The sequence below is a fragment of the Methylomicrobium sp. Wu6 genome (assembly GCF_035916875.1).
Lineage (GTDB): Bacteria > Pseudomonadota > Gammaproteobacteria > Methylococcales > Methylomonadaceae > Methylomicrobium.
Genome location: NZ_JAXUHN010000040.1, coordinates 1 through 21,054, shown reverse-complemented (window position 1 = coordinate 21,054; position 21,054 = coordinate 1). Strand labels below are relative to the sequence as shown.

Sequence of the window (21,054 nt, the reverse complement as noted above, 5' to 3'; positions counted from 1 at the left end):
TTGAAAAAATCAATCATCCTCAAATCTCATCCGGTGTTAGCATTGGTTTGTTTTGCCATGGCAGCAGTCCGATTATTTCCCGGAGCGCCGCCAAGCGCAGCCAGTAAGATACCAGCAGGTAGACCACCCCGCCAGAAGATATAACAAGCAATAGCTCCAGGTAATATGGCCAGTGTAGGGCATCCGATACCAGCCACATCGTCAGGCCCATGGGCAACGCCGCAACCAGGTTAGGGAACAGATCCCCCAGTTGTTTGATCGCGCCGTAATTAAGAAATACCTTGCTGTAATAGGCGTTCACCACGAATGAAAAAAACGAAGCGGTCACCTGCGCCCAGGCTATCGCAATGATGCCATAGAAACTGCCCGCCACAATCAGACTGATGGCCAGGGTCTTTTTGATCAGCATGATATTGAAAAACAGGTCGGACCGACCCTGCGCCTTGAGCACATTGATATTAAGCACGTGTATCGGCCACAACAAGCTCTCAAAACCCAGTACCCGCAGGATAGGGGCGCTAGGCAGCCACTTTTCGCCGAACAGGGTCACAACAATCGGCTCCGCCAACACGATCATAATGACCGAAAGCGGAATATTCACAAACATGATCAGCCGTTGTGCCTTGCGTAATCCCCGCGCAAGCCGTTCCTTATCCTCGGCGGCGGCGGAAAAAGCGGAAAACGCCACGCGGTTAATAATTAACATCAGCAAATTAACCGGCAACAGCTGAGTTTTCTGTGCACGGTCATAAAACCCGACGGCGCGTACGGAGTAGTACTTGCCGATCAGCACCGAATACAAATTGGTATGCAGCACGTCGACAATGCCTATGATCATCAAATAGCCGCCGAATCTGAAAAACGAACGCAGAGAAGCAAAACTGAATGACCATGCCGGGCGCCACGCATGCCACAACCACAACAGCAATGTCGAAAGCAGACCCGATGCCAACGCCTGTGCCGCCAGGCTCCATACGCCAAATCCTTGCAGAGCCAGCACTATCGCCAGGGAGCCCGATACAAATGAAGACACTGCGCCGACTTTCGCTATGATTTTGAAGTTCAGCTCTTTTGTCAGCAATGCCGTATGAATGGAACCGAAGGCATTGACGAATAGATTGAGCGCCATCGCGTAGCTCAGATAGCGTAAAATCGGTTTCTCAAAGATCGCCGCTATCCAGGGCGCTACCGCGCAAAGCAGCAACGATACCAAAACCGCCATGGCCAGATTAAAATAAAAGACCGTCGACTCGTCCACGCGCGTGGTATTTTGCTTCTGGATGAGCGCCGAACTGAAGCCGCCGTCGATGAAAATGGTTGCTACACCGACAAACACGGCGAGCAAGGCAATCACCCCGAAGTCTTCCGGAGCCAGAAGACGTGCCATCAGGATCAGGACAGCAAACTGGACGCCCTGGCGAAAAAAAACGTCGACTGCGCTCCAAACCAGGCCGTGGGCAATATTCTTGGGTAATACCGTCATCTTGGTTTGATATGCAGCGCTAATGACGCATTCGCACTTGCCAACCCTGCCATCGCTAACTCCCGCTCAACGAGCAAGTCGGGCCTCCAGCGCCAGCAGATCGCGTTTACGCTCGCCTTTACGTTCAGCGGGAACGCCCGCGTAAATTCCAAAGGCGCCACAGTCCCGTTTAACCAGGCTCAACGCGCCGACGGCTGCGCCTTCCTGTAAGGTGACGCCGGGCAGAACAAGCGATCCGGAACCGATAATTACATGCCGTCCGACTGTGACATCGGCATGGTGGACATGGGTCAATGACTCGGGGACGGTCGGGTTTGTCATTGCGGAACCGCTGTAGTCGTCCGAGCTTGAATACACGGAGACACGCGAGGACAGGTTTGCGAAATCCCCAATCCGGATTTTTCCGCGTCCGATCAAACAGGAATAGACCGCAACATGGACATAGCTGCCGATTTCGATACCCCCGTCGCCGGCGGATAATACACAAAAATCATCGACCCTGACGTTGCTGCCAAATCGGATGTTTTTACAGTTGTAATAGGACGCTTTATCGGAAAGCATGACATTTCCGCCGAAACCGGCAAATCCCATTATGGTCATTTGCTCCTCTGTCAGCCAGGCCATACGATTTCCGAACCGTTAAAATTAAGACGCGCCTTGGCAATCCGGCCAGACAACAAAAAGTTCATGATCCCTTCCCGACCAGAATGCGAATAATCGACGCAACGGCGCGAACCATCTCACCGTCCATCGCTGTCCCCGTCGGCATCACAACCACCCCGTCCGCCACTTTCTGAGTAATCGGCAGCAGCAAGCCGGCATGAGGAAACAGTTCCCGGTATGGCTTCATTTTATGACATCCGGGCCAAAAATATTTTCGGGCCAGAACGTTTTCCGCATGCAAGGCATCAACAATCCGGTCGCGGCTAACCGGACAATCCGATTCGACTTGAACCACCACGTACTGGTAATTATTGCGTTCGGCCTCATCGAAAGATAAAAGTCTTATACCCGGCAGGCCTGACAACTCTTTTTGATAGGTCTGGTAGTTAAGGCGATTGGCGGAAATTACGTCATCTATGGCGTCAAAATTAACCAACCCCATGGCTGCGGCAATCTCGATCATCTTGCCGTTGGTTCCTGGATAAATAACATTATCGAAGCCGGCAAAGCCGAAATTGCGCATCAATCGCATGGTTTCGGCCAACTCGTCGTCGTTGGTGACGACGGCGCCACCTTCGAAAGTATTGAAAAATTTGGTTGCGTGAAAGCTGAATACTTCGCAAGAGCCGAAACTGCCGATCATTTTACCCTTATAGGAGCAACCGAACGCATGGGCGGCGTCAAACATTAATTTCAAGTTGAACTCATCGGCAATCGCCTGTAATTCTTCGACCGGGGCGCTGTTTCCCCAGAGATGGACACCGATAATTCCGGTCGTGCGAGGCGTGATCATGTTGCGAACGGCGGCCGGGTCCAGCGTATGGGTGCGTTCATCAATATCGGCGAAGACCGGAGTAATCGCTTGCCAGTGCAGCGCATGAGCGGTGGCGATGAAAGTGTAGGATGGCACGATGACCTCGCCGGTCAGTCCCAAAGCGCGGATCGCAATCTCCAGGGCCACGGTGCCGTTACAAATCGCGACACAATGTTTAACGCCATGATAATCCGCGACACGCTGTTCGAATTCCTGCACCAAGGGGCCGTTATTGCTCAGCCAACGGCGGTCAAAAATGTCTTCCGCATAGTTAAGAAAAGTCTCGCGGCTGCCGATATTGGGCCTGCCCACATGCAAAGGCTGGTCAAAGGCTGGTCGAGCGCCATTGATGGCGAGATCTTCGATTGTCTGGATTCGTTTCATGCTAGCTACAGGCTACACAGGGGGTAAAGTTACTTCCAATGCCGGGGCCAACAATGCCGCGCCATAAATACTGATATGATCGTCATCCTTGTACAAGGAATGACCGTCTTTTTCAATCAGGCAGACGGTGTTGGGACACAGGATGCTGGACACATCAAAAATATTGAACCGGTACTGAGATGACAGCGCATTGACGATTTGGGTAACGGCGCCTTGACGTTGGCGGTATTCCCCAATCGTGGGTCCAACTCTTGCGTTAGCATGGTCAAACAGGCGTTCTCTCGCCAATATCGATGGCACATTCCAGCCGATTTCGGGAACCTGATTGACAAAAATTACATCGATGCCTCTTTCATTCAAAAAGTGCAGTGTGCGTTCCAGTCCTGCCTTGAGCACGGCTGTGTTACCCTTGATTCCATCCGGAGATAAAATGACAGGACGGCCGAATTCGGAACCGTAGCGAGTACCAAGGGCTGAGATCGCCCATCTGGCTACAAGATATACTGTGCGAATGTTTTTATTTTTTTCCAGCCAGGCCTTGGTCGCATTGTTAAACTCGCGGCAGCCCTGCTCCATCGATTCATACCGTTCGACCCCCAGTACAGGCGGACAACTTGAATGCGCATACAGCAAGCCCGACCGACCGGTCCGGGAGGCGGCTATGTGTATAGCCTCGGCCATCGCGCTGGCATGGGAATCGCCCCAGACGATAAAAGTCGGCAAGTCATGCGAATTATCGCCAATTTTACAAGTTTTTCCGGTATCGATCATTTTCCGCGGAAGATCGATGCAATCTCTGCCCAAAGGCCCGGTTTTGTATGTCGCATCCGCCAGCATGACCACTTCAGAAGGCATCCTGCCGGGAAAGCCCTTGTTGAAGTGCCCCGCCAAACCGACCGAAACAGTACCGACCATCGCCAGCGCCGCGACGGCAAAAAGTATCTTCGTCGAAAAAAAACCGCTTTTGCCTCTGAATGGTCTTTCTACGTATCGCCAGGATAAAATTGCCATCCCAAACGTCGCAATCAGTAAACCGAACTTTTCACCGATACCCAGTGGCCGGACAGCGATATATTTTGCAAATACGATCAGCGGCCAGTGCCATAAATACAGCGAATACGAGATTAAGCCGACCAGGATCACCGGTCTGAGACCCAGCAGTTTGCCTGTGAGAGAACGTTCGCCTTTACCCGCATGAATGATCAGCGCCCCACCCAGGCAGGGATACAAGGCGTTGGCGCCGGGAAAGGCGGTTTGATCGGAAAACTGGAATACACCGTAACCGATCAGGCTCAAACCCAGTAAAGATAGGCCCTCCCGTAACAGCTTCGATTTCGGCTCGGGTAAAAAATCGAGCGCCAGAAGCGCGCCTAATAATAATTCCCAAGCTCTGTAATGCAGCAAGTAAAAAACCGATGGCGATTCACCATGAAGAAAATATATGCTGGCTGTCAGAGAAAGCAATGCGATTACGGCCAGAATCACTGAGATAAATCTGGGAATAAACCGCACGATCGATAACAGCAACAGGGGGTAAAAAATATAGAACTGTTCCTCTATCGACAATGACCAAGTATGCAGCAGAGGCTTCATTTCAGCCGGCCAAGCAAAATAGCCCGCCGTCTTCCAGAATAGCAGGTTTGAACCAAATACGGTCGTCGCCACCACGCTCTGAAAGTACGACTTAAGATCGTTAGGCAGCAACACAACAGACGCCACCGCCGAAGTCAGCGTTAACACCGCAAACAGGGCGGGAAATATACGCCGGACTCTTCGTTCATAAAAAGCGATGAAAGAAAAACGTCCGGCTTGTATTTCCCGGTAAATGATCGACGTGATTAAAAAACCGGAAATCACGAAGAAGACGTCGACCCCGACATAGCCGCCGCTGAATACCGAAAAATCAAGATGATACAAAATGACAGGCAATATAGCGACTGCGCGTAAGCCGTCGATGTCTGGCCGGTAGTTTCTCGAGCTCATCTGTTTAATCTATGTTAAATTTTGTAACTAGAATACTGCAATCTGGCTGTCAATCGATGATTCGGTGCGCCGCTAGTAATTTCATGATTTTCTTAATGCAAAAGTCAAGTTCCAGCGTGCCGGTATCAACCGTAAGATCAGCGCTGATCGGTGCTTCATAGGGAGAGGAGATTCCGGTAAACTCAGGAATTAGACCGCCTCGCGCTTTTTTGTAAAGTTCCTTGGTATCCCGTGATTCACAAATTTCGAGGCTGCTGTTGCAGTAAATTTCGATGAAATCGCCGTGCTCAACCATCCCGCGCACACGTTCTCGGTCTGCCCGAAATGGAGAGATAAAGGCGGTCAATACGATGATGCCCGCTTCCATGAACAACTTCGCAACTTCGCCTACACGGCGAATATTTTCTTCTCTGTCTTTCGTGGAAAATCCCAGATCGCCGCATAGGCCGTGACGGACATTGTCGCCATCGAGGACAAAGGTTCGGCAGCCCAACTGATGTAACTTTTCTTCAACCGCATGGGCGAGCGTCGATTTCCCGGAGCCTGACAGGCCGGTAAACCAGATGATGGCGCCGCGGTGGCCGTTCAGTTGTTCGCGCCGGGCCCGGGTAACGGTGGCGTGATGCCAGACCACGTTGGTTGAGGCTTGCGGTGATTGAGATTTCTTCATGGACAGTTTTGTACGGCGCTGAGCAGGACATGGTCGGCGTCGCCCAGTACGAAAAATTCCGGATTATGCAAATCGACTTTATTGTAACGCAGGGCTTCGCCGGACAGGTCGCAGACTTTGCCGCCGGCCGCATTGACGACCGCATGCGCGGCGGCGGTATCCCATTCCATGGTCGGTCCCAAGCGCGGGTAGAAATGTGCGCTGCCTTCGGCAACCAGGCAAAATTTTAACGAACTGCCCATGCTGATGCATTCGTGCGGACCCAGATGGTCGAGCAGGGTGCGGGTGCGGGCATCGCGATGCGAGCGGCTGGCGACGACTTTTAGTCGATCTTGTTCGCGGCGGGGGCGGATATGGATCTGCTCTGCGGGTTGGTGCTTACGTTCGACAATTGCGTTTTGGCCGACTGCGCCCGAATAGCACACATCCAGTGCAGGCGCATGCACTACGCCCAGCACCGGTTTGCCGTGTTCAATCAATGCAATGTTTACGGTGAATTCATCGTTATGCTTGATGAATTCCTTGGTGCCGTCGAGCGGATCGACCAGCCAGAAGCGTTCCCAAGCGGCTCTTTGCTTATATGGGATCGCAGCGGATTCTTCCGAAAGGATCGGAATATCCGGTGTCAGCCGCGCCAATTCGCTGACGATGATTTGGTTCGAAATCAGATCGGCTTCGGTTAATGGCGACTGGTCGGCTTTCAAAATAACTTTACCGGCAGGCTGATTGTAGACGGCCATGATGCCTTGGCCGGCGGCTTTGGCAATCGCGATGATTTGGGGTAAAAATGATTCAGACACTGAGTATGGAATCTTTGGGCGTTGAATAGCGTTGATGGGTGAGGCAGCAATGGCTGGCGTGATTGCCGTTACGGAAAAAATGCATTAAATTTTACAAGGAAGGAAGCGTAACGCGCGTCCATCCTACATATTTAAAAAGTCTGCGATTATTGCATATTCTTTTCAAAAAAGTCATTTTTCCAAAAAAATAAATGAAAATCTTGACAGGTCATTTCTAGGGTGTTTAGATTTTCAACGGCAGCTAAGAATGTATGCTAGCGATAAAGAGGCTCTCTTCATTCGCGCAATTGAGTTGCTCGCAATCGTAAAATCCAAGGAGAGTATCTATGTTGGTATCGATCGATATTTTACTCGGCCTTTCAGAAGTCATGTTACTCACCAGCATGGCGGTGACCGTGTTGGCGCAATTCGTGACCGGCGTACTGAACAGCCGCGGGCGGCATTTATTGTACGGTTTGGCGCGTCTGCTTCAGCAGATCGACCCTGAAGTCGAGGAAGAAGCCGCTCGCCGTATCGCCGGAACTATTTTGATGCATCCGATGATCCGTGACGGGATGGGACGTTACGGTTCCACGATACACCGTGAGGAATTCACCAAATTGTTGATGGATTTAGCGTCCGGGAATATACCTCGGGAAATCGCCGAGCGTCTGGGTGATGAAACGCGGGCAATATTGATGGCCTCGCTCGAGAAAAATGGCGTGACCGATCCGAAAGCGGTATTGGAGAATGCTCGCCTGCTGGCCCTGGAACTGGAAATCGATAAACCCGAACTGGCCAGCAATATTCGGCAAAGCATGGCGCTATTGGAGGCGGCAAAGGGTCAATTTGTCGCGAAGATCAACGCCTGGTTCGACCAATCGATCGATCGCATCGGCGAGCGCTTTACGCTATCCACGCGAATTATCACCGTGGCGTGCTCTCTGGTCGTTGCCTGTGCGATTCAACTGGATACGATACAGTTGATCAACCGCTTGTCGATCGATACCGAGCTTAGAAGTTCGCTCGTTCAAAAAGCGGTGGAGATGGGTGAGAAGGTAGAAACAACGCCGGAAACACTGTACCAACTTTCCGGGCAGAACAAGGAAGACATAAAACAACTTTTGCAGCTTGGTATCGTCAATGTTCCGAAGTCTTTTGAGGATTGGCGAAGCAATTGGGTTTCGGTGAGTCCTTTGGGTATCGCGTTTACGGTAATGTTATTGAGCCTGGGTGCGCCGTTTTGGTATAACGCGTTGAAAAATTTGCTAGAATTGCGTAGCTCGCTGGCAAGTCAGGATGATGCGCAACGCAAGGAGCGGCAAACGACTCAGTCGACGGACAAAAGTCCGGCAGAGCAGGCGATGTTCGGCCGGAAGCCAGGCGCGGGGAGCCAAGATTCATAGTGCGTTACACTTTGTCGACGGGCGAGCCGAGGCGCCTGCTATCTCCAGGCTCGCGGAGGTATCGCGAAAAATGACAAATCAGCATTAAGTAATGAGCGAATTCCGATTATACTGACGGGTTTTTATTTGCTTCGGGGACTTCCCGCACCCATTCGCAGTCATTACTTTTCATGGAATTCAAATTACTCAGCACCGACGGAGCGGCTCGCCGCGGCCGATTGACGTTTCAGCGCGGCGTGGTCGAAACGCCGATTTTTATGCCGGTCGGCACCTATGGCGCGGTCAAGTCGTTGACGCCGGGAGATTTGACCGACCTGGGGGCGCAGATCATTCTCGGCAATACCTTCCATCTGATGCTGAGGCCCGGGATGGAGGTGATAAAGAAGCATGGCAGCCTGCATGAATTCATGCGTTGGGACAAACCGATCCTGACCGATTCCGGCGGTTTTCAGGTGTTTAGTCTCGGTGCGCTGCGCAAGATTACCGAGCAGGGCGTGACGTTCCGGTCACCGGTCGATGGCGGCAAGATTTTCATGGGGCCGGAGGAGTCGATGCGGGTGCAGATGGATTTGGGGTCGGACATTGTGATGATTTTCGATGAATGCACGCCGTATCCCGCGACCGTGCAGCAGGCGGCCGACTCGATGCGGCTGTCGCTACGATGGGCCGAACGCAGCAAAAAAGCGCACGGCGACAATCCGTCGGCATTGTTCGGCATTGTACAGGGCGGCATGTACGAGCATTTGCGCATCGAATCGCTCGCCGGCCTGGTCGGTATCGGGTTTGACGGCTATGCGATCGGCGGACTATCGGTCGGCGAGCCGAAGGAGGAAATGCTGGCGACCTTGAATTTCCTGTCCCCGCAGATGCCGGCAGACAAGCCGCGCTATTTGATGGGTGTTGGTACGCCGGAGGATCTGGTCGAAGCGGTTCGCCGCGGCATCGACATGTTCGATTGCGTAATGCCGACCCGTAATGCGCGCAATGGCCATCTGTTTACCCGTTTCGGCGTAATCAAGATCAGAAATAGCCAATATCAGGCGGATACCCGGCCGCTCGATGAGGGTTGCGGTTGTTATACCTGCCGGAATTACTCCCGCTCATATCTGCGCCATCTGGACAAATGTGGTGAAATGTTGGGTTCCCGCCTCAATACGATTCACAATCTTTATTATTATCTGAGTCTGATGCGCGAGTTGCGCGAGGCGATCGAAAAGCAGGAACTGGGCCATTTTGTCGGCGAATTTTACCGGCAACGAGGTAAAACGGCGCCGGTTATGGCATAATACGACGATTTAGCATTAATTAATAAATCCCGAGGCAAATCATGAGTTTCTTTATTTCCGACGCGATGGCCGCCGCTCCGGCCGCGCAAGCGCCCGGCATGGAAGGTATGCTGTTTCCATTGGCCATCCTGGTATTTTTCTATTTCATGTTTCTGCGACCGCAATCGAAACGGGCCAAGGAAAAGAAAGAAATGCTCGCCAAAATACAGAAGGGCGCCGAAGTGGTAACCTCGGGCGGCATTTTGGGCAAGGTTGTCGATCTGGACGACAATTTTGTCAAAATCGAAGTCTCCGAGAATATGTTCCTGCAGGTGCAACGTCAAAGCGTCGAAAACTTCATGCCGAAGGGTACCTACAAGGCCGTGAACAAAAAGATTTCTACCAACAAGGTCTGATCGGGCGCGTCCTGACGCGTTGGGTTCTCTCAGGTGGCGAGAGACGATTCAATAACTGGAATGATGTAGCATGCAAAACCAATTCCCGCTCTGGAAAAATATCTTAATTCTGGCCGTTTTCGTCGTTTCGGCGGTCTATGCGCTGCCGAATCTGTATGGGGACGATCCTTCCGTGCAGGTGTCTCCGACGCATTCGGCAGCCATGGATCTGGGGCAAGCCAATAAAATCGAAGCAGCGATCAAGGCGGCCGGTGTTTCCATCAAGGCCTTTGAATACAAGAACGACCGGGTGTTGGCACGGTTCAACAATACCGATGATCAGATCAAGGTCGCTGATTTGCTTCGGGATCAGATGGGCGACAATTATACGGTCGCGCTGAACTTGGCGCCTGCGACGCCGGCCTGGCTGGATGCGTTGGGCGCGAAGGCGATGTATCTCGGCCTCGACCTGCGCGGGGGCGTGCACTTTCTGATGGAAGTCGATATGGATGCGGCGGTCAAGCAGGCCGAAGATCGTTATAACGACGATGTGCGTCAGGCGTTCAGAACGGCGAAGATCCGCTACCAGTCGGTCAGCAAGGAAGGCTCCCTAATCAAGGTCAAATTGAACTCGGTGGACGATCGTGCCGCGGCGGTCGGGTTGCTGGCGCGCGATTTTCCGGGGCTCAATATCCAGGATACCCCGGCGCAGGATGAAATTTTGCTCGCAATGTCGGAGAAGGAAGTCCGCGAAATCAAAAAGAACGCGGTCGGCCAGAATATCACGACCTTGCGCAACCGGGTCAACGAATTGGGTGTGGCGGAGCCGGTGATCCAGCAGCAGGGTGATAACCGGATCGTCGTGCAGTTGCCCGGCGTCCAGGATACCGCCCGTGCGAAAGAAATTCTCGGCACTACCGCGACCTTGGAATACCGCCTGGTTGACACCGAGCATGACGTGCAAAACGCGGTCGAAGGCCATGTGCCGGCCGGCAGCCGCCTGTATTACGAGAAGAACGGCAATCCGATCCTGCTCGACCGCCGCATCATCGTGACCGGCGACCAGATCGTCGATGCGTCTTCCGGCATGGATCAGGACGGCCGCCCGGCGGTGTTCATTACCCTGAACGGCGCTGGTGCTTCGAAAATGGGCAAGGTGACCCAGGAGAGTGTCGGCAAGCCGATGGCGGTCGTGTTCATCGAATATAAGGTCGATACCAAGGTGGTTGACGGCCAAAAAGTCCGGACCAAACAAAAAGTCGAAAAAGTGATCAGTGTCGCGACGATCCAGGGCGTGTTCAGCAAGCGCTTCCAGACCACCGGTCTCGACGGTCCGGGTGAGGCGCGCAATCTGGCATTGCTGCTCAGAGCGGGATCCTTGGTCGCGCCGGTCGACATCGTCGAAGAGCGTACGGTCGGTCCCAGCCTGGGCCAAGAAAATATCGCCAAGGGTATCAATTCCAATGTCTACGGCTTCATAGCGATCACGCTTTTCATGATTGCCTATTACCGTTTATTCGGTGTTTTTTCCGTCGTCGCCTTGGGCATGAACGTGTTGCTGCTGGTTGCGGTGTTGTCTTTGCTGCAAGCCACGTTAACGCTGCCGGGCATGGCGGGCATTGCACTGACCGTGGGCATGGCCATTGACGCCAATGTGCTGATCAACGAGCGAATTCGCGAGGAGCTTAGAGTCGGTATGACCCCGAATGCCGCCATTTATGCCGGTTATGAACGAGCGTTTGCGACCATTTTAGATTCCAATATCACCACCTTGATTGCCGGAGTCGCGTTGTTCATGCTGGGCTCGGGCCCCATTCGCGGTTTTGCGCTGGTGCTGTGTATCGGAATTTTAACCTCCATGTTCAGCGCGGTTCTGGTGTCGAGAGCGTTGGCCAATGGCGTGTACGGTTGGCGGCATAAACTGGATAAATTGGCTATCTAAATTCGAGGACTCAATGGAATTTTTTAAAATTAAACGCGACATCCCGTTTATGCGCTATGGTCGTGTGACTACGACCATTTCGCTGGTGACCTTTATTTTGGCGATACTCGCATTAGGCTTTAAAGGGCTTAATTTTGGATTGGACTTTACCGGAGGCATCCAAATCGAAGTCCGTTACGATCAGCCGGCCAACCTCGAAACCGTGCGACATATTCTGGAAGAGCAGAAGCTAACCGAATCTTCAGTGCAGAATATCGGTAGCGTGAAAGATGTACTGATCCGTTTGCCCATGAAGCCCGAAACCAACAACGCCAGGTTGAGCGAGATGGTGTTGGCAAAATTGAAGGAGCAAGATGCCGGTGTCGTGTTACGCAGCGTCGAGTTTGTCGGGCCGCAAGTCGGCCAGGAATTGTTCGAAAGCGGTGGATTGGCGCTGATGTTAGTCGTAGCGGGAATTATGGGTTATTTAGCCGTCCGCTTCGAGTGGCGTTTCGCGTTGGCGGCCATCATCGCCAACATGCACGATATCGTGATTATTCTCGGCATGTTCGCGTTTTTTCAATGGGAATTCACGCTGCCGGTGCTGGCCGGCGTATTGGCGATATTGGGCTATTCGGTTAACGAATCGGTCGTGGTATTCGATCGGGTACGGGAAAATTTCCATAAGATGCGCAATGCGAGCGTTCCCGACATGATCGATAACGCCATCACCACAACGATGTCGCGCACCGTGATTACGCACTTGATGACGCAGTTGATGGTGTTGGCGATGTTTTTCTTCGGCGGCGAAGCGCTGCATAATTTTGCGCTGGCGTTGACTATCGGTATCGTGTTTGGTATTTACTCGTCCGTCCTGGTCGCAAGCCCTATCTTACTGTGGTTGGGCGTATCGAGTAGAGATCTGATCACAATAAAAAAAGACAGCGCAGAAATCGACAATTTGCCTTAACGATAATGGCTGAGCTGTTACAGGGCCGGAATACGCATCACGTACCGTTTTACTCTTTCGTACACGGCGAGAGTGAATAGGGTACGCGTAGCGCCCTGCATTTTCGATATAGGGCCCTGTTCGGGTATAATAGGCGATTAATTTTTTATTATTACTGGAGTTGTAATTCTCATGGCGATAGAACGCACTTTTTCCATCATCAAACCTGACGCGGTAGCCAAAAACGTGATCGGCGAAATCTACAGCCGTTTCGAAAAGAACGGCCTCAGAATCGTTGCGGCGAAAATGGTTCATCTGACCCAGGCGCAGGCCGAAGGTTTTTATGCGGTGCACAAGGAGCGCCCGTTTTTCAAGGATCTGGTTTCTTTCATGATTTCAGGCCCCGTGATCATGCAGGTGCTGGAAGGCGAAGGCGCGATCGCGAAAAATCGCGAGATCATGGGCGCGACCAATCCAAAAGATGCGGCGCCCGGCACGATTCGCGCCGATTTCGCCAGCAGCATCGATGAAAACGCGGTGCACGGTTCCGACGGTCCGGACACCGCCAAAGAAGAAATAGCTTTCTTTTTCTCGGACAATGAACTCTGCGCACGCACCCGTTAAGTCGGCGTTGATCAATTTGCTCGATTTCGACAGAAAAGGCCTTGCGGCCTTTTTTGTCGAACATGGCGAAAAACCGTTTCGCGCGACGCAACTGCTGAAATGGATTTTTCAGGAAGGCGTTGACGATTTCGAGGCGATGAGCAACCTGAGCAAGCCCTTGCGCGCCTGGCTCAAGGAGCATTGCCGAATCGAGGCGCCCGAGATCGTGCTTGAACAAATGGCTTCCGACGGCACCTGCAAATGGGTGCTTGAGACGCATTGCGGCAACCGGGTCGAGACGGTGTTCATTCCGGAAGAGAGTCGCGGGACGTTGTGCGTGTCTTCGCAAATCGGCTGCGCCCTGGCCTGTTCGTTTTGCTCGACCGCGCAGCAGGGCTTCAACCGCAATCTGACGACCGGCGAAATCATCGGCCAGGTGCTGGCCGCGCAAAAACGGCTCGGTTCCGAGCGCAAAATCACCAACGTCGTGATGATGGGCATGGGCGAGCCGCTCTTAAATTTCGACAACGTGGTCGCGGCGATGAACCTGATGATGGATGATTTTGCGTTTGGCCTGTCCAAGCGGCGAGTCACCTTGAGCACGTCCGGCGTGGTGCCGGCGATGTACCGGTTGACCGAGGTTTGCGATGTAAGCCTCGCGGTTTCATTGCATGCGGTCCGGGACGAACTGCGTGACCAGTTGGTGCCGATCAACAAGAAATATCCGTTACAGGAACTGATGGAAGCCTGCCGGGACAACGCGAAAATCGCGCCGCGGCGCACGATCACCTTTGAATATGTGATGCTCGATGGTATCAACGATTCGCTCGAAGATGCGAAAGGGCTGATCAAATTGTTGTCGACGGTGCCGTCCAAACTGAATCTGATCCCGTTCAATCCGTTTCCAAATTCGCCTTACCGTTGCTCGAGCAACAGCCGGATCAACCTGTTCAAAGTGATGCTGAACGAAGCCGGGATCGTGACCACGGTCAGAAAAACACGCGGCGAGGATATCGATGCGGCTTGCGGCCAATTGGTCGGCAAGGTGCAGGACAAGAGCCGCCGGCATTTGAAATTGAAAGCCGCGGACAATGAGCGCGCGGCCTGACAGGACTCGACCGATGACCCGGATTTTGCTTTGCTGTGCGGCGCTAACTTTGAGCGCCTGTTCCTGGTTCGATAGCAAGTCGTCTGACCGCGATTCTAAACAAGTGTCCGACACTTATTTCCAACTCGGCGTCCGATATCTGGACATGAACAAGATCGATGACGCAAAGGAAAATCTGACGCGAGCGATCGACGAAAATTCCGATAATACTAACGCGCGTAATGCATTGGCCGTTTTATATGAAAAATTAAGGCAATATGATGAGGCCGAAGATGAATACGAGACCGCGTTGAATATAAATCCTGACGATTTCGGTACGCAAAATAATCTCGGCCGGTTTTGGTGCGAACACGAACAGCCCGAGAAAGGGTTGGCGCTGTTGATCAAAGCGGGCGACAATCCGTTGAACGAGAGGCAATGGTTGGCTTTGACGAACGCGGGGCGTTGTGAGTTGACGCTCGGTCATAATGATCAGGCGGAGACTTTTTTCAGAAAAGCACTCGATTTGAACAATGCCTATGCTCCGGCCTTGGCCGCGATGCAAAAAATCAGTTATCAAAAAGGCGAGCTCTGGCCGGCGAAAGCTTTTTTGGCGCGCTATCTGAGTGTTGCCGCGCATACGCCGGAAACTCTGTTCATCGGTTATCATACCGAACGCGCACTGGGCAATCAGACGTCGGCGGAAGAATACCGCACCCTGTTACGGGATAAATTTCCTAATTCCAGCGAAGCAAAAAAAATCGGGTCTGCCCGCAAATGACAGACTTTTAAACCATGGTAAATCATATACAAGCAATCCGCGGCATGCATGACGTGCTACCCGATCAGGCGCCGCTTTGGCAATATGTCGAGCGAATGATCCGGGACGTGCTGGGCGCATATGGGTACAGTGAAATTCGCACGCCCATCGTCGAAAAAACCGAATTGTTCAAACGCTCGATCGGCGAAGTGACCGACATCGTCGAAAAGGAGATGTACACCTTCGATGACCGTAACGGCGATTCGTTGACCTTGCGTCCCGAAGGCACTGCCGGCTGTCTGCGCGCCTGTCTCGAACATGGCTTGCTCGTAAATCAGACGCATCGCCTCTGGTATTACGGTCCGATGTACCGGCATGAACGACCGCAGAAAGGGCGCTACCGGCAATTCTTCCAGTTGGGCGTCGAAACCTACGGTATGGCCGGGCCGGATATCGATGCCGAGCTGATTCTGATCATGCATCGTTTTTGGCAGCGTCTGGGAATTCGAGACAAAGTTCGGCTGGAAATCAATTCCCTTGGCACGATCGCCGAAAGAAGCGCCTACCGGGAAAGTCTGGTCAGTTATTTCAGGGCGCATATCGAACAGTTGGATGCCGACAGTCTCCGGCGACTCGATACCAATCCTCTCAGGATTCTCGATACCAAAAATCCGGCGATGAAGGATGTGGTCGGTGGCGCGCCGGTGTTGATGGATTATTTGGGCGAGGAAAGCCTTGCGCATTTCGATGGCTTCAGACAAATTCTCGATGATCTGGGTATCGCTTACGAGATCAATGTTCGGCTTGTGCGCGGCCTCGATTATTACTGCAACACCGTGTTCGAATGGGTGACCGACGAACTGGGCTCGCAAGGCACCGTCTGCGCCGGCGGCCGCTACGACGGCCTGATCGAGCAATTGGGCGGCAAAGCCAGCCATGCGGTCGGCTTCGCGATGGGCATCGAACGGGTATTGGCATTGGTTGAAACCCTCGCGGACGTGCCGGTTGCGCGTGCGGTCGATGCCTACTTGATCAGGGTAGGAGAGAAGGCTGAACGCGCCGGTATGCGGATTGCTGAATTGCTGCGCAGCGAAGTGCCGCAATTGAAACTCCAGGTCCATTGCGGCGGCGGCAGCTTCAAAAGCCAGTTTAAGAAAGCCGATAAGTCGGGCGCCGAATTTGCGATCATTCTGGGCGATGACGAGGTCAGCCGCGGCGAAATTGCGATCAAGTCCTTGCGTCTCGACAAGGAAACCGAATCCGGGCAGGCGAGCATGAGCGAGCCGCAGGCGGTGGAGTTTTTTCAGCAACGCTACGGCAAGATTTAAGTTATTGACATTCCAATTTTAAAGCGGGAAACATTGTGGCAATCTACGATTCAGAAGAAGAACAGCTTGAGGCCCTGAAAGCCTGGTGGAAGGAAAACGGCGCCTCGACGATAGTCGGCGTGGTTGTCGGTATCGCACTGATTACCGGCTGGAATTTTTGGCGGTCTCACAAGCAGGAAAAAGCGGAACAGGCTTCCAATACTTACAACCAATTGCTCAAGTCGGTCGAGGCAAATAATCAAAGCGCGGTCGAGCAATTGGGCAAACGCCTGCATGATGAGTTCGGCGGTAGCAGCTATGCCGCTTATAACGGTTTGCAACAGGCCAAGCTGAAGGTTCAAAAAGGCGATCTCGCCGGCGCGAAAGCGATTCTGCAGGAAGTTGCTAGGCAGTCGAGCAAAGAATTGGGCCATATCGCCCGAATTCGTCTGGTCCGGTTGATGCTTGCGGCCGGTGAATATGAACAGGGACTGCAATTGATCAATGAAGTTGATCCGGCGACCAAGTCCGGCTTTTCGGCCAGCTACGATGAACTGGCCGGCGACTTATATGTTGCGATGGATCGCCTTGATGAAGCGCGCACTGCTTATCAGAATGCGCTGAACAGCGGCGATCAGTCGCCTTTGTTGAAGATCAAGATCGACGATCTGACCGCCGCAGAGCCTGTTCCCGTCGCACAGCCGGTGAAAGATTCGAAATAATGCGCTTTTTCTTGGTGTTGTTGATCGCGGCTGGCCTGAGCGCGTGCGCGTCGATGGAGTCCGCGGGCGAAGCGTTGGAGGGGATCAAGGATTATTTTCTCGGCGGCGAAGATAATGCCGAGCCACCCACGCCGCTTGTCGAATTGACAGAGAAAATCAATGTCGAGATACTCTGGAAGGAATCGGTCGGCGTCGGTGCCGACGAAAAATCGTTGAAGCTCGTTCCGGCGGTAGGCGCCGGCAGAGTCGTCGCTGCGGATACAGAAGGCTTGGTTGAGGCTCATCGCCTCGGCGACGGCGATCTGATCTGGGAAACCGAAACCGAGTACCATTTTTCGGGCGGTCCGGGGCTTGGCAATGGCACCGTCATTTTGGGCACGACCGATGCGGAAGTCGTCGCGCTTAGACTCGAGAACGGCGAAAAATTGTGGACCGCTTCTGTTCCGGGCGAAGTGTTATCGATCCCTGCCGTCGCGAAAGGCATCGTGCTCGTGCGCTGTGCGGACGGTTCGATCACCGCGCTGAATGAAATAACCGGCGCGAAAATCTGGAGCTATGAGCGTAGCGTGCCGGCTTTAAGTATTCGCGGCACCGGGGCGCCGATTATCGTCGAAGACAACGCGATTTTCGGCGAGGATAACGGCAAACTCATTGCTTTGCGCTTGTCGGACGGTAAGTTTACCTGGGAAGCCGGCATAGTGGTGGCGAAAGGCCGCTCCGAAATCGAAAGATTAGTCGATCTCGATGTGGATCCTGTCGCCGAGGGCGGCGTGATTTATATCGCCAGCTACCACGGCGGCGTCGGTGCGGTGTCGGAACTCGACGGCTATCTGCTCTGGCGTAATGAGCAGCTTTCTTCGAATGCGGGCCTGAGTATCGCCGACCGCCATTTATATGTCACCGATTCCGATAGTAATGTGCTGCAACTTGATGACCGCTCCGGGTCGTCGTTGTGGAAGCAAAAGGAATTGCAGTACAGAAAGCTGACTGCGCCGGCAGCCTATGGTAATTATGTCGTTGTCGGCGATCTTGAAGGATATGTGCATTGGTTGTCGAACAGCGACGGCAGACAATTGGGCAGGGTTCAAATTACCGACGGACCGATCGACGCCAAAGCCGTTGTTGCGGATAATACGGTTTATGTTTACGCCAAAGACGGCACGCTGGCCGCGTTAAAGGTTCGCTGATCCGGTTTCGCCTGCTTTTCGGCAGCCGTCTGCGGAACGATCCTCTTCACTCACTCATCCTTTTCAACGCTATGTTACCCGTTATCGCCCTAGTCGGCAGGCCCAATGTGGGCAAGTCCACCCTGTTCAATTATCTGACACGCAGCCGCGAGGCCCTGGTTGCCGATTATCCGGGACTGACCCGCGATCGCCAGTATGGGCGTATCAAGCACGGCGATATGGCCTGTCTGGTCGTAGATACCGGCGGTATTGCGGACGATGCGGAAGGTATCGACAATTTTTCGAGAAAACAGGTGCAAGTCGCGCTCGAAGAAGCCGATGTGGTGTTTTTCCTGGTCGATGCGCGCGAAGGGCTGAGCGCTTCGGACGAGATCATTGCCGGCAGTTTACGAAAACTCGGTAAGCCGGTCGTATTGGTCGTGAATAAAATTGACGGCATCGACGCAAATACGGTTGCCGCCGATTTTCATGCGCTCGCATTGGGTAATCCGGTTTATATTGCCGCGGCGCACGGACGCGGAGTTCCCGAATTGTTGACCGACATCCGCCATTTATTGCCGAAAGTCCAGGAAGCGCCCGAAGCAGCGCCCAAAGGCATCAGCATCGCGGTGGTCGGTCGGCCGAATGTCGGCAAATCGACACTGGTCAACCGTTTGCTCGGGGAAGAGCGGGTTGTCGTATTCGACCAACCCGGAACGACCCGCGACAGCATTTATATCCCGTTTGAGCGGGGCGGCAAGACATTTACACTGATCGATACCGCCGGCATGCGCCGCAGGGCGAAGATTGCGGAAACGATCGAAAAATTTAGCGTAATTAAGTCGTTGCAGGCGATCGAAAAGTCGAATGTGGTGATTTATCTGATCGACGCGAGCGAAGGCGTGACCGATCAGGATGCGCATTTATTGGGGCTGGTGCTGGAGACGGGGAGGGCGTTGATCATCGGCCTGAACAAGTGGGACGGGCTATCGATCGAGCAGAAAGAAACGGTCAGGCGGCAACTCGATCTCAAACTGCCGTTCGTCGATTTTGCCGAAAAACATCCGATTTCGGCGCTGCACGGCAGCGGCGTCGGCAAATTGTTCGATGTGGTGCAAAGCCTGTATGATTCGGCGATGCTGGATATGTCAACCCCGATATTGACACGCATCCTGAAGGAAGCGACCGATGCCCATCAGCCGCCGATGGTCAACAACCGGCGCATCAAGCTCAAATACGCGCATCAGGGAGGACGCAATCCGCCGATCGTTGTGATCCACGGAATCCAAACCGACGCCTTGCCGAATTCATACAAGCGTTTTTTAATGAACTATTTCCGCGATCGCTTGCAGTTAAAGGGCACGCCTATCAGGCTCGAATTCAAATCGCCCGCGAATCCGTTTGAAGGCCAAAAGAACAAACTGAGCGACCGGCAATTGGAAAAACGCAAACGTCTGGTTAGGAACCGTAAAAATGAAAAGAAGTAGGCAAGGGCGGTGGTGACAGGCCGTTCGCCTGAGCCTGTCGAAGGCCTCTCGTCTTCGGACAGAAACGGAATAGGTGTACCGCTCAAGTTTCAGCTCATTAGGAAGCATAGAACATCATGGCAACAATCACATTTCAAGGCAAACCCTTACATACCTCGGGCGAACTTCCCCCCGTCGGCAGCAAGGCCCCTGATTTTTCACTGGTGAACGGCAAGTTAAAGGATGTCGGCCTGGCAACTTTTGCCGGCAAAAGAAAGGTGCTACATATCGTTCCCAGCCTTGATACTCCAACCTGCGCGATTTCTACCCGCAAATTCAATCAAAAAGCGGCAAGTCTTGCGGATACCGTAGTGCTCGCGATTTCGGCCGATTTGCCGTTCGCGCAGTGCCGATTCTGCGAAGCCGAAGGCCTCAAAAATGTGATTCCGTTATCGGCCTTCCGTTCGAGCTTTGCAATCGATTATGGCGTCAAGCTAACCGATAGCATTTTGGCCGGCTTGACGGCTAGGGCCGTGGTCATCCTCGACAAAAACAATACGGTGATTTACACTCAACTGGTCGGCGAATTGGCCAATGAGCCGGACTATGAGAGTGCTTTGGCCGCCCTTTATTAATGCACTTCATTGCCAGTCTATGACAGTGATAAATTGATTATCTTTTCTGGCGGTATTGTGAGGGGCAATCTCGGGTAAAATTTTTGCCGACACATCTTTGTTGTTGCCGAGAGTACAGTTTTGTGGCGGCACGGACTTTTGTTTGAATGGGTGGCTCATCATGCACGGTCTTAAATTGATCACCTTGCTTGGCGACAGCGGCGGTAATCAGGCGGTGCAAAAGCGGACGGGGGAACGGTTAAGTGCAATCCGGCAAAAAAAGGTGTGTGGGTCTTTGATGTCGACGATTATCGCGGGCATGATTCGTATGGCATAACTGATGAACAACGGGTATTCGGACTTGTGGATCGGAAACTATGCAGGCATAAGAGGATAGTATCGGAACCGATGGTCCCGTGATGCCTTCGGGTATCGGAAAAGCATTTCAAGCCCATCACATGGGTGCTGATTTTCGCACAGGCCGGCACGGATGGCGATGCTAGTGTCTAATTGCATAAGTTAGAGATTGTATTTTTGATCTGGCTGCCAACGACTTCGCGTTTCTTCCAAACGAAAGGTTGCGCTCCCGTGTTGTAGGCAGCAATGTATTTCTCCAC

Annotated in this window: 20 protein-coding genes and 1 pseudogene; 14 read left to right on the top strand and 7 right to left on the bottom strand. The window is 53.0% G+C overall.

All coding sequences use genetic code 11. The annotated features are described in order from the left end of the window. Positions 1–19 precede the first annotated feature (19 nt). From U2W12_RS02715 to cysQ, 6 genes are all read right to left on the bottom strand, one after another. Positions 20–1,483 carry a lipopolysaccharide biosynthesis protein gene (locus U2W12_RS02715; protein ID WP_326499136.1) on the bottom strand — a complete coding sequence of 488 codons (1,464 nt, stop codon included), beginning with the start codon at positions 1,481–1,483 and terminating at the stop codon, positions 20–22. Between the two features lie 66 nt (positions 1,484–1,549). Further along, positions 1,550–2,107 carry an acyltransferase gene (locus tag U2W12_RS02710; RefSeq protein WP_326499135.1) on the bottom strand — a complete coding sequence of 186 codons (558 nt, stop codon included), beginning with the start codon at positions 2,105–2,107 and terminating at the stop codon, positions 1,550–1,552. A 61-nt stretch (positions 2,108–2,168) separates the two neighbouring features. After that, complete coding sequence (locus U2W12_RS02705) at positions 2,169–3,344, bottom strand: DegT/DnrJ/EryC1/StrS family aminotransferase (protein ID WP_326499134.1); 1,176 nt, start codon at positions 3,342–3,344, stop codon at positions 2,169–2,171. A 12-nt stretch (positions 3,345–3,356) separates the two neighbouring features. Continuing rightward, the gene (locus U2W12_RS02700) at positions 3,357–5,327 is read right to left on the bottom strand and encodes an acyltransferase family protein (RefSeq protein WP_326499133.1); all 1,971 of its coding nucleotides are present in this window, start codon (positions 5,325–5,327) and stop codon (positions 3,357–3,359) included. 49 nt (positions 5,328–5,376) lie between these two features. Beyond that, positions 5,377–5,997, bottom strand: a complete 621-nt coding sequence (gene cysC / locus U2W12_RS02695; protein ID WP_326499132.1) for an adenylyl-sulfate kinase — start codon at positions 5,995–5,997, stop codon at positions 5,377–5,379. Next, positions 5,994–6,797: a 3'(2'),5'-bisphosphate nucleotidase CysQ gene (gene cysQ, locus U2W12_RS02690; RefSeq protein WP_326499131.1), complete on the bottom strand. Its 804-nt coding sequence runs from the start codon at positions 6,795–6,797 to the stop codon at positions 5,994–5,996. Before cysQ ends, cysC begins: the two co-directional genes overlap by 4 nt. Before the next feature lie 326 nt (positions 6,798–7,123). On the opposite strand from cysQ, the gene U2W12_RS02685 reads away from it, so the two are divergent. The 14 genes from U2W12_RS02685 to U2W12_RS02620 all read left to right on the top strand — a co-directional run bounded on the left by U2W12_RS02685 (position 7,124) and on the right by U2W12_RS02620 (position 20,774). Continuing rightward, positions 7,124–8,182, top strand: a complete 1,059-nt coding sequence (locus U2W12_RS02685) for a hypothetical protein (RefSeq protein WP_326499130.1) — start codon at positions 7,124–7,126, stop codon at positions 8,180–8,182. A gap of 170 nt (positions 8,183–8,352) precedes the next feature. Beyond that, a complete protein-coding gene (gene tgt / locus U2W12_RS02680; RefSeq protein ID WP_326499129.1) occupies positions 8,353–9,468 on the top strand; it encodes a tRNA guanosine(34) transglycosylase Tgt in 1,116 nt (371 codons plus the stop codon). A 41-nt stretch (positions 9,469–9,509) separates the two neighbouring features. Then, the gene (gene yajC / locus U2W12_RS02675; protein ID WP_326499128.1) at positions 9,510–9,863 is read left to right on the top strand and encodes a preprotein translocase subunit YajC; all 354 of its coding nucleotides are present in this window, start codon (positions 9,510–9,512) and stop codon (positions 9,861–9,863) included. 70 nt (positions 9,864–9,933) lie between these two features. Continuing rightward, the gene (gene secD, locus U2W12_RS02670; RefSeq protein WP_326499127.1) at positions 9,934–11,784 is read left to right on the top strand and encodes a protein translocase subunit SecD; all 1,851 of its coding nucleotides are present in this window, start codon (positions 9,934–9,936) and stop codon (positions 11,782–11,784) included. A gap of 13 nt (positions 11,785–11,797) precedes the next feature. After that, entirely contained in the window at positions 11,798–12,733 is a 936-nt protein-coding gene (gene secF / locus U2W12_RS02665; RefSeq protein WP_326499126.1) for a protein translocase subunit SecF, read from the top strand. Positions 12,734–12,904: 171 nt separating this feature from the next. After that, the gene (ndk, locus tag U2W12_RS02660; RefSeq protein WP_326499125.1) at positions 12,905–13,336 is read left to right on the top strand and encodes a nucleoside-diphosphate kinase; all 432 of its coding nucleotides are present in this window, start codon (positions 12,905–12,907) and stop codon (positions 13,334–13,336) included. Then, positions 13,311–14,423, top strand: a complete 1,113-nt coding sequence (gene rlmN / locus U2W12_RS02655) for a 23S rRNA (adenine(2503)-C(2))-methyltransferase RlmN (RefSeq protein WP_326499124.1) — start codon at positions 13,311–13,313, stop codon at positions 14,421–14,423. Before ndk ends, rlmN begins: the two co-directional genes overlap by 26 nt. A 13-nt stretch (positions 14,424–14,436) precedes the next feature. Then, on the top strand, positions 14,437–15,183 hold the full coding sequence (pilW, locus tag U2W12_RS02650) for a type IV pilus biogenesis/stability protein PilW (protein ID WP_326499123.1): 747 nt from the start codon (positions 14,437–14,439) through the stop codon (positions 15,181–15,183). A 14-nt stretch (positions 15,184–15,197) separates the two neighbouring features. Continuing rightward, positions 15,198–16,490 (top strand): histidine--tRNA ligase, encoded by a 1,293-nt coding sequence (gene hisS / locus U2W12_RS02645; protein WP_326499122.1) that lies wholly within the window; start codon positions 15,198–15,200, stop codon positions 16,488–16,490. Positions 16,491–16,525: 35 nt separating this feature from the next. Further along, positions 16,526–17,191, top strand: a complete 666-nt coding sequence (locus U2W12_RS02640) for a tetratricopeptide repeat protein (RefSeq protein ID WP_326499121.1) — start codon at positions 16,526–16,528, stop codon at positions 17,189–17,191. Next, positions 17,191–18,378 carry an outer membrane protein assembly factor BamB gene (gene bamB, locus U2W12_RS02635; RefSeq protein ID WP_326499120.1) on the top strand — a complete coding sequence of 396 codons (1,188 nt, stop codon included), beginning with the start codon at positions 17,191–17,193 and terminating at the stop codon, positions 18,376–18,378. The genes U2W12_RS02640 and bamB overlap by 1 nt, the downstream gene beginning before the upstream one ends. Before the next feature lie 71 nt (positions 18,379–18,449). Beyond that, entirely contained in the window at positions 18,450–19,844 is a 1,395-nt protein-coding gene (der, locus tag U2W12_RS02630) for a ribosome biogenesis GTPase Der (protein WP_326499119.1), read from the top strand. 116 nt (positions 19,845–19,960) lie between these two features. Further along, entirely contained in the window at positions 19,961–20,458 is a 498-nt protein-coding gene (gene tpx, locus U2W12_RS02625) for a thiol peroxidase (RefSeq protein ID WP_326499118.1), read from the top strand. Positions 20,459–20,618: 160 nt separating this feature from the next. Next, on the top strand, positions 20,619–20,774 hold the full coding sequence (locus tag U2W12_RS02620; protein WP_326499117.1) for a hypothetical protein: 156 nt from the start codon (positions 20,619–20,621) through the stop codon (positions 20,772–20,774). 169 nt (positions 20,775–20,943) lie between these two features. Here the strand turns inward: U2W12_RS02620 and U2W12_RS02615 are convergent. Beyond that, a pseudogene (locus tag U2W12_RS02615) lies at positions 20,944–21,054 on the bottom strand (IS630 family transposase); the annotation flags it as partial.